The following is a 12747-nucleotide window of genomic DNA, read 5'->3' on the forward strand; positions in this document are numbered from 1 at the left end:
TTGTCAAACAATCCGAAACTGGTTTGGAGAAATAATTAGTTATTTCGAGCGAAGGACAACGAATGGGGTGGTCGAGGGAATCAACAATAAACTGAAACTAATAAAACGGAGAGGCTATGGCTTGAGAAACTTTCGGAATTTTTGGGTTAGAAGTATGTTATCTTGGCATCTTGTCTGTTGATTTAGCATAAAGGGTAACGAAGAGCCATTATTTATTCCCCTTTGCCTTTTGCCTGAGTAGAAAACGGGTTTCTCCGAGAAACCCGTTTTCTGTGCGTTACTCAGTGACAGGGGAAAAATTTTTCTGAACTGGAGTAGCAAAAAAGTCTCAGTCTGGGTAAAATTGATTATCGATCGATTGTGTGAGGAGTCCGATCCCCATGACCAATAAACACACAGCAAGGCTGCTGGGCAGTTACCTGCAGCGCCTGCCTGCCCATAGTTGGCTCGTCCTAGTTTTTTGGGCTTTGATTATCGCTCCAGTCCAAGCTGCTGTAGAGTTACGCATTGCCATCAGTAAAGCTGTTAGCACCGTCTCCGTGGGTAGTTCCACCGATGCTGTGGTGAAAGATGGGGCCGGGAGAGTCCTAGGAGAATTGACCGCCATGAATGCCCTCAATGCTAATCCCAGAGGAAAAGCGGTGGGTTTGGCCGATTGGCAGGCCAGTCAATTGATCATCGAACCGGAGAATGATGGTTACGTCTGGATTAATGATCGCTGGTATCGAGGACGCACAAGGATCATTCGGCAAGGTTCTGGGGTGACAGCCCTAAATTTAGTCGATTTAGAGGAATATCTCTATAGTGTCGTCGGTGCGGAGGCGATTCCCTCCTGGCCGCAAGAGGCCTTAAAAGCCCAATCCGTGGCGGCGCGTACCTATGCCCTCTACCAAATGAATACTTCTGGTAATCGCATCTACGATCTCGATACTACCACCCGCACCCAAGTTTATAAGGGTCTAGAAAGCGAGTTTACTACCACCCACGAGGCGGTTAATGCCACCGCCGGACAAATTATGAGTTTCAACGGCAAACCGATTCTAGCGGTGTTTCACTCCTCCTCCGGGGGTCATACGGAAAATGTCGAAGATGTTTGGAATTCCTCCTTACCCTACCTGCGTGGTGTCGTCGATTACGATCAAGTCGCCCCGGTATTTCAATGGTCAAAAAACTTTAGCGCCGGGGAATTAGGCCGTTTAATTGGTGGTATCGGTCGTGTGCGATCGCTGTCTCCCGAAAGAACCACTCCCCACGGACGGGTGATTACAATGCGTGTAGTGGGCGATCAAGGCTCTAAATTAATCTCTGATACCCAATTACGGCGATTCCTCGAGCTGCGTAGTACCCTATTCACGATTTCAGCTAATAACGGTACTTTTGCCATCAATGGTCGCGGTTTCGGTCATGGGATCGGTTTAAGTCAATGGGGTGCTTTTTCCCTCGCTGACCAAGGGGTGACTTATGATCGCATTCTCAGCCATTATTATCAAAATGCTCGTTTAACTGAAATGCCCAACTAAAAAGGCTGTCAGCCATTTCCAGTCAACAGTAAACAGTGAACTGATCACTGATAACAAGGATCGAATCTAAAACCTAATTGGTTAAGCTAAGTAGGGCTTGCTGAATAAATCTAAAAACCTTGTTGGATAAGGCTTTTAGACTTTTTGTCAATCAAAAAGTACCAAATCTGGGAGTGATCGGGGGGAAAATTCAGGGACTTTTTCCCTGAAAATTAGGTAATCAAAATCGGTAAAACCCTACACCCCACACCCCACACCCCACACCCTGTCCCCACGAAAAACTTTTTCAGCAGCCCCTAAGTAGGGAGGCACAATTATTTGTGGGATGGGTTAGCGGTAGCGTAACATGAGCGGGCGTTGGGTTTCATGCTTCAACCCAACCTACGTTCATCTGATCAGTGATCACTGATCACTGATCACTGATTATGAGATAATGTCTAATCTCACTTGTAATTTTTGACTTGCATGACCATCGTTACCGAAGCCTTAACCGAGTTGGAACCAGTCATAAAAACTACCTTTACCGTTGAGGAAATTCGCCAACTACTGCCCCATCGTTATCCCTTTGCCCTAGTCGATCGGATTATTGACTATGTACCAGGTAAAAAAGCCGTTGGCCTAAAAAATGTCACGATCAACGAGCCTTTTTTTCCCGGTCATATTCCCAATCGTCCCTTGATGCCGGGGGTGTTAATTGTGGAATCCATGGCCCAAGTGGGGGGAGTGATTTTGACCCAATTACCCGGGATGAAAGGAAAATTTTTTGCCTTCGCTGGCATTGATAAAACCCGTTTTCGTCGTCCTGTGGTGCCGGGGGATCAATTAATCATGACGGTGGAATTATTATCCTTCAAGATGAATAAAATTGCTAAAATGCAAGGGGAAGCAAGAGTCGATGGGCAATTGGCCGCCCAAGGCGAAATGATGTTTTCCATCTTTGATTGACCTATGAATTTTGATCGAGATCGTTTCCGACAAGAACTAAATTTATTTGCTATTCTAGGGGCTTTTATTACCAATATTTTCGCTAATATTTTTCCTCTCAAGAGCGAAAATATCGGAGCTATCTCGAATACAGTTTTTCAAGATGTCTTAATTGTTCCCGCTAATTATGCTTTTGCAATTTGGGGATTAATTTATCTGGGTTTAATTAGTCTGGGAATTTACCAAGCTTTGGCTTTTAATAAAACTGAACCGCGTTTGCGTCGGTTAGGCTACGAATTAGCCATCGCTAGTGCTTGTCAGATTCTCTGGGTAATTCTCTTTCAATTGCGTTTTTTTACCCTGTCTTTACTGGCAATGCTAGGCATTTTAATTCCTCTCATCCGGCTTTATCTTCGCTTAGAAATTAATCGCTTTATTGTCAATCGTAAACAGGGTTTATTAGTTAATGCTCCTATTAGTATTTATTTCGCTTGGATTACCGTAGCCACGATTGTCAACGTCGCTTCGGTGCTAGATTGGATCAACTGGCAGCGATGGGGTCTAACTGACCAGATCTGGACGGTAATAATCCTAGTTATCGGGGCTATAATCGCGATTTTAGTCGGTTTAAAACGAAAAGATCGGGCTTTTATCGGGGTGTTTATCTGGGCTTTCTTGGCGATCGCTGTTAAACAGATTTCTCTGCCTCTAATTGCGATAACAGCGATTATATTAGCGATTATCCTAACTTTTCTGGTTTTTCGTGGCAATTTTCGCCCTCTGAGTCGTTAAGATGCGGGATCACAGCGAATTTCGACGATAAAGCCATCGGGATCGTAGAAGTAAACCCCCCTACCAGTGGGCCGGGTCACGGGTCCACTAGCAATGGTAATTCCCTGACTTTGTAGCACTTCTAGGGCAGAATTGAAGCCTTCGGGGGCAATATCGAAGGCTAAATGGTTGGCACGGGTAAAAGCGATTTCAGGATTGTCGTCGGGAGGGTTTAAATCTGGTTCCCAAAATAGGTCAATTACTGTACCATCGGGGGTGATAAAATTGGCCACTTTTCCCTGGGCAACTAATTCTTTTAAGGTACTGGGAATTTTTTCCCCCACTAATTCCTCTAATCCTAATATTTCCCCATAAAAATGACGAGAGGCATCCATATCTTTGACGTTGAAAGCGATATGATGAACTTTTCGCAGTTGACCGATTTTGAGTTTTTTTGTGGTTAAGGAAGGGCTAATAGTCATTTTAGTTATCATTTATCAGTAAAGGGTTGGGGGATTTTTCAGTGAACAGTAATCAGTAATCAGTGAAAAGACAGCACTATTAATGTCATTTAATACTCCTCATTTAATACCGCTAACTGATAACTGATAACTGATCAGGCTGGCGACTTAAGAGTTAATTTTTTGCAATAATTGCCGAATTGATTCCGCATCTTGGGCGTTGGGTAGGAGGGCAAGATAGAAGCCTAAATCCTGTTGCGCTTGGCTGAGTTGTCCAATTTGATAGTAAACTAAACCTCGATCGCGCAGCTCTAGGGGATGATTAGGAATGAGCAAAAGTAGTAGATCTATTGTCCGAATTGTCTGAGACCATTGTTGACGATTCAGGTAAATATATTTTAAATTAGTCAACAAACGTAATAAAATTTGCTGATTGGTAGCAATATTGAGAAAATGTTCTTCTAATTTAACTGGCTGTTGATAAACTTGACTTAATCTTTCTTGACAGTCTTGTTTAAATAGGATTTCACCACCGTGAAAGGGATCGACAAAGATTTCTACTTCCTCGAAATCGGGACGGATAATAAAATGGCCCGGCATACCAATTCCTACCATGGGAAAATCGATCTGTTTGGCAATCTCTAAATAGATAATCGAGAGAGTGAGTGGGATACCAGTGCGGCGATCAATTACGTCATTTAAGTAGCTATTGCGGGGGTCATAGTATTCTTGGGTATTACCGGTAAACTGTAAATCTTCAAACAAATATTGATTGATAATCTTGACTATTTTTAAGGGATATAATCTATCCGGTAAACGTTTTTTTACCTCGTCAGCCATTAAATTTATTCTATTTAAATAGTGATCAATCTTGAGGCGCGGATATTCAAAATTGGCTATTTGTAGGGCTGCCCGAGCTAGATTTATCTCAGAGTCAGGATGTTGAATTGTTTCGATGAAGGCTTGGTATAAGAGTTCAAGGGTCATTAGAAAAGGGTATTAATCAGATTATTAACTATTTTAACCGATGCTTCCGGTTTTATCGCTTCTCTTTTCTGATCACCATTAAAGATTCAGTGATTTAGATGAGCTTTCCCTGGAGAAGTAGCGAGAAATCTTTTCAATATCTAGATTAACCACGGCTTTTTCTAAAGGGATCGTGCGACAATTTTTATTTTGAGCCTGCACTTGATAAACTAATTGATTTGTCCAATCTAAAGCAGTTAACCAACCACTTTGGGGATGATAAACCCCAGTTTCAATGTCTAGCCAACCGTTGCCGCGAGCTAGTTGTCCCGGTTTGACATCGGGAAAGGTAAAGGTTAAAGTATGACCTGTGATAATTAGTTTATCCTTGAAATAGGGTTGGGTCATGGTATGAAATTCGTTTCTAATCCAACAAAACTGCTCTTTTGTTTGCCGTTCAAGAGGATATTCTGGGTGTACTCCCGCGTGAACTAACCAAATATCTCCTAGGTCTAAATAAGCGGGTAGAGATTGGAACCAATTGATATGCTCGGCGGGTATATTGTTATTATAACTTAGTAGTGTCGCCGCCCCGCCACTCTCGATCCAGCCGTTAAACCATTTTTCAGAAACTTCTTTTCCTGCCAGAGCTTTTAAGAGCATATATTCATGATTTCCTAGGAGACACTGATAGTTATTTTTGATGACAAAATCCACCACTTCCAAGCTCTGCTGTCCTCGATCGATTAAATCTCCTAGAAAATAAACCTCATCCTCACTATCGGGAGCAACTCGGTTTAATAGTCGCAAAAGTGCCTGAAAACTGCCATGCACATCTCCGATAATAATACGACGCGGTTCTTGAGTCTTTTTCCCTATTTTTCTAAAAAACACACACCCCTCCCTAATCACTGAGATTGCTACTCTTTTATCGCTAAAAAAGTAGTTTTTATCAAGTCTTAATTTTATTATAGGACAAAGCTTTCCTTCTGACAGTCACTCCCTCCTAAGAACTACGCCAGAAAGGCTGTAATTGTTTTGTAAAGTATTTTTGCAATCTCTGGACAGGGAGCGGTCAGGTTATGGTATTATTTTTTTATGATTAGTTTTTATATAATTGGATTTAAACATCTGTCACTAAGTGCAAAGATTCCCATTATATAAAAAGCATCTCAAAAAAATGCTCCTTTGTCAAGCATAATCAAAAAAAAAGTTTTTTTTTGAGATTATAATAAAAAAAAATTAGTTTTCGGCTTCTATTGACAGTCACTCCCTCCTAAGAACTGCCAGAGAAAGGCTGTAATTGTTTTGTCAAGTATTTTGGCAATCTCTGGACAGGGAGCGGGCGGGTTATGGTATTATTTTTTTATGATCAGTTTTTATATAATCGGACATAAGCGCCTGCTACTAAACGCAAAGATTCCCATTATATAAAAAAGCATCTCACAAAAATGCTCCCTTGTCAAGCATCATCAAAAAAAAAGTTTTTTTTTGAGATTATAATAAAAAAAAAATTAGTTTTCGGCTGCTATGATAACCCTAATTAACGCTAGAATTCCCACCTATCAGGATCGACAACAAATAGAGATAAATGCTGCGGGAAAGATCGAGAGAATCACGGAGATGGGGGCAAGGAAAAAAGGGGAAAAGATTATCGATATGGAAGGGGATTGGCTATCGTTAGGAGGAGTAGATTTACAGATCAACGGGGGATTAGGATTAGCATTTCCCGACTTAGAAATAACAGATCTAGAAAAATTAGATAAGATTAGCGATTATCTGGGGAATCAAGGAATTGATGGTTATCTTCCCACCCTAGTCACCACGTCGGTGGAGAAATTTCAAAAATCCCTCTCAGTAATTGCCAAATATATCGAAAAACAGCAACGGGAAAATCGAGGGAGCGCCCAGGTGTTAGGAGTACATTTAGAGGGACCATTTTTAAACTATGAAAAAAGGGGAGCGCATCCGGGACAATATCTTTTAAACCCAAGTATAGAAACAATAGATAAAATTTTTGGTGACTACTTATTGATCGTAAAAATTATCACTCTAGCCCCAGAATTAGATAGTAGCGGTACTGTAATTAAATACCTAAGCGATCGAGGGATTACCGTCAGTTTAGGACATTCGCAAGCGAGTCAAGAAATAGCCAAAAAAGCCTTTTTCCAAGGGGCAAAAATGGTTACTCATGCCTTCAATGCCATGCCTCCTTTGCATCATCGTCAACCGGGTTTATTAGGGGAAGCAATTATCAATCCCGAGGTGTATTGTGGGTTAATTGCCGATGGTCAACACATCCATCCAACCATGATAGAATTATTACTAAAAGCCAGTAATTATCATCAAGGAATTTTCTTAGTTAGTGATGCTTTAGCGCCGATTGGTTTAGGGGATGGTGTCTATCCTTGGGACGAGAGAGAAATTGAAGTTAAACAGGGAACAGCAAGACTTTTTGACGGTACTTTAGCGGGAACAACCTTACCCTTATTACAAGGAGTAGCCAATTTAGTTAACTGGGGAATATGTGATTTAGAAACGGCAATTCTTCTAGCAACAGAATCCCCCAGAAAAGCGATCGGATTAGCGGGTTTATCAGTGGGACAACCTGCCAACTTTTTGCGCTGGCAATCGGCATCAAATTGGGAAAGATTGGATTTCCGTCAGCATTTTGGACTCTAACTGTTGAATGAGGGTATCAAGATCGACTTCGAGGCGATCAAAACATTCAGGAGGGGAAAGATCGGGTTGAAAATAAATCAATTTTACCTGACCATCACCGATAGCGACTATAGCCACTTCTTCGCTGGGATTATAGCGATAAATAATCCCGATCATCTCTTGAATTTTGCAATTAACCTTGCGATTTAATTTCTCTAGAGCCTCCCTAGAACAACAGACAAAATGGGGCTGAGGTTTAAGATCGATGCCTAGGGTTTCTTGGGTATCTTCTCCCCATTCCGAGAGTAAACCCCACATTAAACCGGCTAATTCCTGTTGATTTTCTTGCACGAATTGATCTAATTGATAGCGCCATTGATTAGCGGGATCATCGGGGATTGGTTGTTCAAATCTCATCATTAGCCTCTTTTCAGTTATCAGTTATCAGTAATCAGTTATCAGTCCTTGATAAGGGGTGTGCCGATCCCCCCTGCCCCCCTTGATAAGGGGGGTGCCGATCCCCCCTTAGTCCCCCCTTAATAAGGGGGGAAAGCTGAGAATTTTTAACACCTACCTACTTATCGACGGTACTCATCACCGCAATCACCGATTAACTGCAATAAATCCTGGGATTTTTGCAAGACATGATCAATTTTTTGATAGTCTTGGGGGGATAATTGAAAATCGAAAATACGGGCATTTTCTTGGATATGTTCAGCAACACCCAAACGCACCCCGATAATTGCCCCAGCTACGGCTTTTTGTTCGAGAACGTAACGCACTGCCACATTAGGAATGGTGACGTGATAGGAATCAGCGATCGCTTTAAGAACGGTTAATAATTCTTGGAATAATTGCCAGTTTCCCCAAGCATTGATCATGTTTTTATATTTCCGTAAACTAGCGGTATTGAGACTCATGGGATTGGGTTCAGGATGACCGAGATATTTTGCCCCTAATAAGCCTCCTGCTAGAGTACCATAGGCGAGTAGATAGATGTTATGTTCTTGGCAAAATTGTGCCATTTTGACGAGGGGACGGCGATCGATTAGAGAAAACTGGACTTGATTGGAGACTATTTTAATCCCGGCGCTGAGAATAATTTTTAAATGTTCCGTGTCGAAATTAGTCAAGGCCAGGTGTTTAATTTTGCCTTCCTGTTGTAATTCTCCTAGAAAATATAAGGCATCTAGATAATTTTTATCGCGATAATCCCACCAGTGAAACTGCAATAAATCGAGACTATCCACATCCATGCGACGTAGGGAAATAGCGATATTTTTTTCGACTATTTCCTTAGTCATTTTACCCGGACGGGGAACCCATTTAGTGAAAGCTTGCAGATTATTTAAAGCATCAATGCCCCTTTGGGCGACTAATTGACGACGAAATTCACCGATAAAATCTTCGGCCGGCCCGTAATGATCGGCCAGATCCCAAGTGGTGAAACCGGCATCTAGATAGGAAAACATACTAGGGATCGCTTTTTGGGGTGCGATCGAACCATGGGCGCCTGAAACTTGCCACATTCCGTTCAAAATACGGCAAATTTCCAGATCGGGGGTAAACTGTAAGCGACGAGATTCGGACATGGGAATTATGAATTATGAATTATGAATTATGAATTGGGGAGTGGGAGCATCTCACCTTTGTAACCCCTAAATCAGGTTTTTATGTCAAGCTATTTTGAAAGCCTTGCTAGAAAACAGTTTTATGGATAAGTATAATTACTCACTTGCATAAATGAGATGCTCAATTGGGGAGTGGGGGGAGAGGGAAGTGGGGAGAATAAATAAAAATAATCTCCTGACTCCTAAATACTGACTCCTGACGGCTAAAAAACCGATGAATCTACTTTCTTAAATTATCGCCCGATTTTACCCTGTTTCGTTGAACAGATCCATCATCCCTGTCCAGAAAAAAGCGGCAAAGGGGAAGACTTTCGGAAAAATCTCCCCCTTTTTGGGTTTTTACTTCTCAATTTTTGCCCAGTTAATATTCCACTTCCAATCGCGCTGCGGTGACAGCATCAAAAGCGAAAGCGAGAACTATAGGCATGGGACAAGCGAGGGTGATACAGAGAATTAAAGCTGTCAGAGTCAATCCGATCGCCACTCCTAACCAAAGTTTTTCGGCAGGGGATAGACCTTTTTGGCGCTTAATGTTTTGTAACACTTTGGTGGGAATTGGTTCTGGCATCACGGCATTGGGAGGGAATGCCCAATAATTACTGTAGCGTTCGAGAAATAGCTCTGTCCAGCCGTTTTCTTGACACCATTCTTGAATCCATGGTTCGTGAAAGTGTTTCATTGCTTCCCTGTTGACTTTTTCCGGTGATTACTATAAACATCTCCTGATGTGAATTTCATCCTAGCAAAGCTATCTTAAGGGTCGATCGGATTCAATAAAACTTAATATATGAGTAGTCGGTGAAAAGTAAAGTTAACGGTGAGGTAAGGAGTCAGGAGTCAGGAGTCAGGAGTCAGGAGTCAGGAGACAGGAGATAGGAGATAGGAGATAGGAGATGGGAGACTCCGAGACAGGAGATAGGAGACAGGAGATAGGGGATAGGAGACAGGAGACTCCCAGATAGGAGACTCCGAGACAGGGATCAGCTTGGGGATTGGGTGTGAGGGAATAGGGAAATAATTGTTAAAAAATTTCGGTTCTCGATTCGGTACAGATTGCCTGTAATTTTTGATCCCAAGTATCGAGGGGAAGGGTATCAAGATAGGCAAAGTCAAAGACAATCCCGATCGAGGGGATAGCTTGCCATTCGGGGGAATGTAAGAGACGATCAAAATAACCCCCCCCGTAGCCTAAGCGATAACCTTGGCGATCGCAAGCGACGGCGGGAATTAATAGTAAGTCCACTTCAGCCGGTAAAATGAGAGGAGCGATCGCTGTTGGTTCATAGATGCCATAACGATTTAATTCTAGGGGATCGTCGGCAGTCCAACAGTGCCAAGTCAGGCTATCTCCGTCACAACGGGGAAAACCCCAGCGATGGTGTTGACAAAATAAGGAACTTAAATCCGGCTCTTGACGATAACTGAAGTAAGCGAGAATGGTTTTAGCGTGCTGAAAGAGGGGTAAAGATTGTAAATTTTTGCAAAGTTGCTGACTATTTTCTTGCCAAATATGCTTAGGAAGCGATCGTCTTTGGGTAATTAGTTGTTGGCGTAATTGGGCTTTTTTGGTAGCAGAATCCATAAAATAAAGATAAATATTTCTGTAGTCACAAGATGCTAAATCTATTTAACTCGCTTTTTGGGCGTTATAACGAGAATATCAAGGCCAATGTGGAAATTTATACTTGGGCAACTTGTCCCTACTGTATTCGTGCTAAATGGTTGCTGGGTTGGAAAGGGGTAAAATACACCGAATACAAGATTGATGGGGATGAAAGCGCTCGTCAAGCTATGGCGCAACGGTCCAACGGTAAACGCAGTGTACCACAGATTTTTATTAATAATGAACATATCGGTGGTTGTGATGATTTGTATGCTTTGGATGGTCAGAAAAAATTAGATAATTTACTGGCTAAATGTGGGACTATCTAAAGTCTATTGACGAAAAAGCCTATGAGAAACATCGGCAATGGATGCGGTTAGCTTTAAATTTAGCGGCAACTGCGGGGGATCGGGGTGATGTACCTGTGGGAGCGGTTATCGTGGATAAAGAGGGACATTTAATCGCTCAAGGGGCTAATTGCAAGGAAAAACACCATGATCCCACCGCTCACGCCGAAATTCTGGCGATTCGTGCCGCTAGTCAAGTGTTAGGCAATTGGCACTTAAATGATTGTACCCTCTACGTCACCCTCGAACCCTGTCCCATGTGTGCCGGGGCAATCATTCAGGCTAGATTAGGATTATTAGTGTACGGTGCTGACGATCCCAAAACAGGAGTTATCCGCACTGTGGCTAATTTTATTGATAGTCCTTTTTCTAACCATCGTTTACCGGTAATTGCGGGAATTTTAGCTAAGGAATCGGGGGAATTATTACAAACATGGTTTGAGAAAAAAAGAAATGTTTAAAGGAGTCAGGGAGATAGGAGTCAATATCAAATTAGGTTACACTTCATCTTAATGAGAAGAGCCGTAAGGAAAATTGACGATGAATAATTGGAAAAGTCCTATCCACCCCGGTGAAATTTTAGCTGATGAATTAGAGGAAATTAATCTTAATGTTTCTCAGCTTGCCAAAAGAGTTAATATCTCTGAGAATGAACTTGAGCAAATTCTCAAGGGACAAGGAAATATCACGGGAGATATTGCTTTAAAATTAGGGCGTTTTTTTAATACAGGGGCAGAAATTTGGATGAATTTACAAAAAGTTTATGAGTTAGATATAGCGAGGGAAAAGTTAGGAAATACCCTCGAAGAAATTATTCCTTATCAATCCCTGTCTTCAGGATAAATTCTCTTGAATTCTATAATTATTCATTTGACATACTGGCTGCATCTCACATTTGCAGAAATAGCGACAATCAGCAATTATCAGTCATCCCCAAACTGATACAAATGTATGAATAACCGCGTGTGGGAGTTAATCATACTATTAAAAACGGATTTGGTATTACCGTTAACAGTGGACTAGCTGATCACCACCAGTTGCATTAACCCGATACTTTTGCCAAAATGGAGTAAATATAGTAGCGGGGGGATGGTCAATGACAGCACAGGAAGTATTAGAGTTAATTCAACGGGCAAAGGACGAAGGAGCGGGGAGGTTGGATCTGCCCAACAAAAACTTAACAGAAATTCCCCCCGAAATCGCTCAACTTCCCTACCTGCAATACCTCTACCTCGGGAATAACCAAATCAGGGAGATTCCAGAAGCGCTCGCTCAACTCACCCGCCTGCAATACCTCGTCCTCAGCAATAACCAAATCAGCGAGATTCCAGAAGCGCTCGCTCAACTCACCCGCCTGAGAGACCTCTTTCTCTACAATAACCAAATCAGGGAGATTCCAGAAGCGCTCGCTCAACTCACCTCCCTGGAACACCTCTACCTCAACAATAACCAAATCAGGGAGATTCCAGAAGCGCTCGCTCAACTTCCCTACCTGCAATACCTCTACCTCAGCAATAACCAAATCAGGGAGATTCCAGAAGCGCTCGCTCAACTCACCTCCCTGGAACACCTCTACCTCAGCAATAACCAAATCAGCGAGATACCAGAAGCGCTCGCTCAACTTACCTCCCTGTACAGCCTCGACCTCAGCAATAACCAAATCAGGAAGATTCCAGAAGCGCTCGCTCACCTCACCCGCCTGGGAGAACTCGACCTCAACCATAACCAAATCAGCGAGATTCCAGAAGCGCTCGCTCAACTTACCTCCCTGTACAGCCTCGACCTCAGCAATAACCAAATCAGGAAGATTCCAGAAGCGCTCGCTCACCTCACCTCCCTGGGAGAACTCGACCTCAACCATAA

16 protein-coding genes are annotated in these 12747 nt (G+C 42.4%); 9 read left to right on the forward strand and 7 right to left on the reverse strand.

Annotated features, from left to right (window positions below; translation table 11 throughout):
* From H6F92_RS23350 to H6F92_RS23365, 4 genes are all read left to right on the forward strand, one after another.
* Positions 1-181, forward strand: a 181-nt coding sequence (locus tag H6F92_RS23350) for a transposase (RefSeq protein WP_190359687.1), incomplete at its 5' end; no start/stop codon positions are given.
* Positions 182-380: 199 nt separating this feature from the next.
* Positions 381-1520 (forward strand): SpoIID/LytB domain-containing protein, encoded by a 1140-nt coding sequence (locus H6F92_RS23355; protein ID WP_190359688.1) that lies wholly within the window; start codon positions 381-383, stop codon positions 1518-1520.
* A 465-nt stretch (positions 1521-1985) separates the two neighbouring features.
* Positions 1986-2465 (forward strand): 3-hydroxyacyl-ACP dehydratase FabZ, encoded by a 480-nt coding sequence (gene fabZ / locus H6F92_RS23360; protein ID WP_002762366.1) that lies wholly within the window; start codon positions 1986-1988, stop codon positions 2463-2465.
* 3 nt (positions 2466-2468) lie between these two features.
* On the forward strand, positions 2469-3236 hold the full coding sequence (locus tag H6F92_RS23365; protein ID WP_190359689.1) for a tryptophan-rich sensory protein: 768 nt from the start codon (positions 2469-2471) through the stop codon (positions 3234-3236).
* Here the strand turns inward: H6F92_RS23365 and H6F92_RS23370 are convergent.
* The 3 genes from H6F92_RS23370 to H6F92_RS23380 form a co-directional block, all read right to left on the reverse strand.
* The gene (locus H6F92_RS23370) at positions 3233-3697 is read right to left on the reverse strand and encodes a VOC family protein (RefSeq protein ID WP_190359690.1); all 465 of its coding nucleotides are present in this window, start codon (positions 3695-3697) and stop codon (positions 3233-3235) included. The two genes, H6F92_RS23365 and H6F92_RS23370, sit on opposite strands and share 4 nt — an antisense overlap.
* Before the next feature lie 147 nt (positions 3698-3844).
* Positions 3845-4663, reverse strand: coding sequence for a SirB1 family protein (locus tag H6F92_RS23375; protein ID WP_190359691.1), 819 nt, complete (start codon positions 4661-4663; stop codon positions 3845-3847).
* Between the two features lie 78 nt (positions 4664-4741).
* Positions 4742-5536 (reverse strand): metallophosphoesterase family protein, encoded by a 795-nt coding sequence (locus H6F92_RS23380; protein WP_190359692.1) that lies wholly within the window; start codon positions 5534-5536, stop codon positions 4742-4744.
* 636 nt (positions 5537-6172) lie between these two features.
* On the opposite strand from H6F92_RS23380, the gene nagA reads away from it, so the two are divergent.
* A complete protein-coding gene (gene nagA / locus H6F92_RS23385) occupies positions 6173-7324 on the forward strand; it encodes an N-acetylglucosamine-6-phosphate deacetylase (RefSeq protein ID WP_190359693.1) in 1152 nt (383 codons plus the stop codon).
* Here nagA and ccmS read toward each other — a convergent pair.
* The 4 genes from ccmS to H6F92_RS23405 form a co-directional block, all read right to left on the reverse strand.
* The gene (gene ccmS / locus H6F92_RS23390; RefSeq protein ID WP_190359699.1) at positions 7280-7720 is read right to left on the reverse strand and encodes a beta-carboxysome assembly chaperone CcmS; all 441 of its coding nucleotides are present in this window, start codon (positions 7718-7720) and stop codon (positions 7280-7282) included. The genes nagA and ccmS overlap by 45 nt on opposite strands.
* Before the next feature lie 161 nt (positions 7721-7881).
* Positions 7882-8895, reverse strand: a complete 1014-nt coding sequence (locus tag H6F92_RS23395) for an aldo/keto reductase (RefSeq protein ID WP_190359694.1) — start codon at positions 8893-8895, stop codon at positions 7882-7884.
* A 400-nt stretch (positions 8896-9295) separates the two neighbouring features.
* Positions 9296-9613: a slr1957 family protein gene (locus H6F92_RS23400; RefSeq protein WP_002762345.1), complete on the reverse strand. Its 318-nt coding sequence runs from the start codon at positions 9611-9613 to the stop codon at positions 9296-9298.
* A gap of 342 nt (positions 9614-9955) precedes the next feature.
* Positions 9956-10516 (reverse strand): 5-formyltetrahydrofolate cyclo-ligase, encoded by a 561-nt coding sequence (locus tag H6F92_RS23405; RefSeq protein ID WP_190359695.1) that lies wholly within the window; start codon positions 10514-10516, stop codon positions 9956-9958.
* 32 nt (positions 10517-10548) lie between these two features.
* Between H6F92_RS23405 and grxC the strand changes: the two genes are divergently transcribed.
* The 4 genes from grxC to H6F92_RS23425 all read left to right on the forward strand — a co-directional run.
* Complete coding sequence (gene grxC / locus H6F92_RS23410; RefSeq protein ID WP_190359696.1) at positions 10549-10866, forward strand: glutaredoxin 3; 318 nt, start codon at positions 10549-10551, stop codon at positions 10864-10866.
* Positions 10851-11345: a tRNA adenosine(34) deaminase TadA gene (gene tadA, locus H6F92_RS23415; protein WP_190359697.1), complete on the forward strand. Its 495-nt coding sequence runs from the start codon at positions 10851-10853 to the stop codon at positions 11343-11345. Before grxC ends, tadA begins: the two co-directional genes overlap by 16 nt.
* Before the next feature lie 79 nt (positions 11346-11424).
* Positions 11425-11727: a HigA family addiction module antitoxin gene (locus H6F92_RS23420; protein WP_002765786.1), complete on the forward strand. Its 303-nt coding sequence runs from the start codon at positions 11425-11427 to the stop codon at positions 11725-11727.
* A gap of 253 nt (positions 11728-11980) precedes the next feature.
* A partial coding sequence (locus H6F92_RS23425) for a leucine-rich repeat domain-containing protein (RefSeq protein ID WP_190359698.1) occupies positions 11981-12747 on the forward strand: 767 nt, incomplete at its 3' end.

It is taken from the genome of Microcystis wesenbergii FACHB-1317, assembly GCF_014696875.1.
GTDB lineage: Bacteria > Cyanobacteriota > Cyanobacteriia > Cyanobacteriales > Microcystaceae > Microcystis > Microcystis wesenbergii_A.

Excerpts from the sequence above, each read along its gene's own strand:
- H6F92_RS23355 (WP_190359688.1), top strand. The coding sequence starts at position 381 with ATGACCAATAAACACACAGCAAGGCTGCTGGGCAGTTACCTGCAGCGC.
- fabZ (WP_002762366.1), top strand. The coding sequence starts at position 1,986 with ATGACCATCGTTACCGAAGCCTTAACCGAGTTGGAACCAGTCATAAAA.
- H6F92_RS23365 (WP_190359689.1), top strand. The coding sequence starts at position 2,469 with ATGAATTTTGATCGAGATCGTTTCCGACAAGAACTAAATTTATTTGCT.
- H6F92_RS23370 (WP_190359690.1), bottom strand. The coding sequence starts at position 3,697 with ATGACTATTAGCCCTTCCTTAACCACAAAAAAACTCAAAATCGGTCAA.
- H6F92_RS23375 (WP_190359691.1), bottom strand. The coding sequence starts at position 4,663 with ATGACCCTTGAACTCTTATACCAAGCCTTCATCGAAACAATTCAACAT.
- nagA (WP_190359693.1), top strand. The coding sequence starts at position 6,173 with ATGATAACCCTAATTAACGCTAGAATTCCCACCTATCAGGATCGACAA.
- ccmS (WP_190359699.1), bottom strand. The coding sequence starts at position 7,720 with ATGAGATTTGAACAACCAATCCCCGATGATCCCGCTAATCAATGGCGC.
- H6F92_RS23395 (WP_190359694.1), bottom strand. The coding sequence starts at position 8,895 with ATGTCCGAATCTCGTCGCTTACAGTTTACCCCCGATCTGGAAATTTGC.
- H6F92_RS23400 (WP_002762345.1), bottom strand. The coding sequence starts at position 9,613 with ATGAAACACTTTCACGAACCATGGATTCAAGAATGGTGTCAAGAAAAC.
- H6F92_RS23405 (WP_190359695.1), bottom strand. The coding sequence starts at position 10,516 with ATGGATTCTGCTACCAAAAAAGCCCAATTACGCCAACAACTAATTACC.
- grxC (WP_190359696.1), top strand. The coding sequence starts at position 10,549 with ATGCTAAATCTATTTAACTCGCTTTTTGGGCGTTATAACGAGAATATC.
- tadA (WP_190359697.1), top strand. The coding sequence starts at position 10,851 with ATGTGGGACTATCTAAAGTCTATTGACGAAAAAGCCTATGAGAAACAT.
- H6F92_RS23420 (WP_002765786.1), top strand. The coding sequence starts at position 11,425 with ATGAATAATTGGAAAAGTCCTATCCACCCCGGTGAAATTTTAGCTGAT.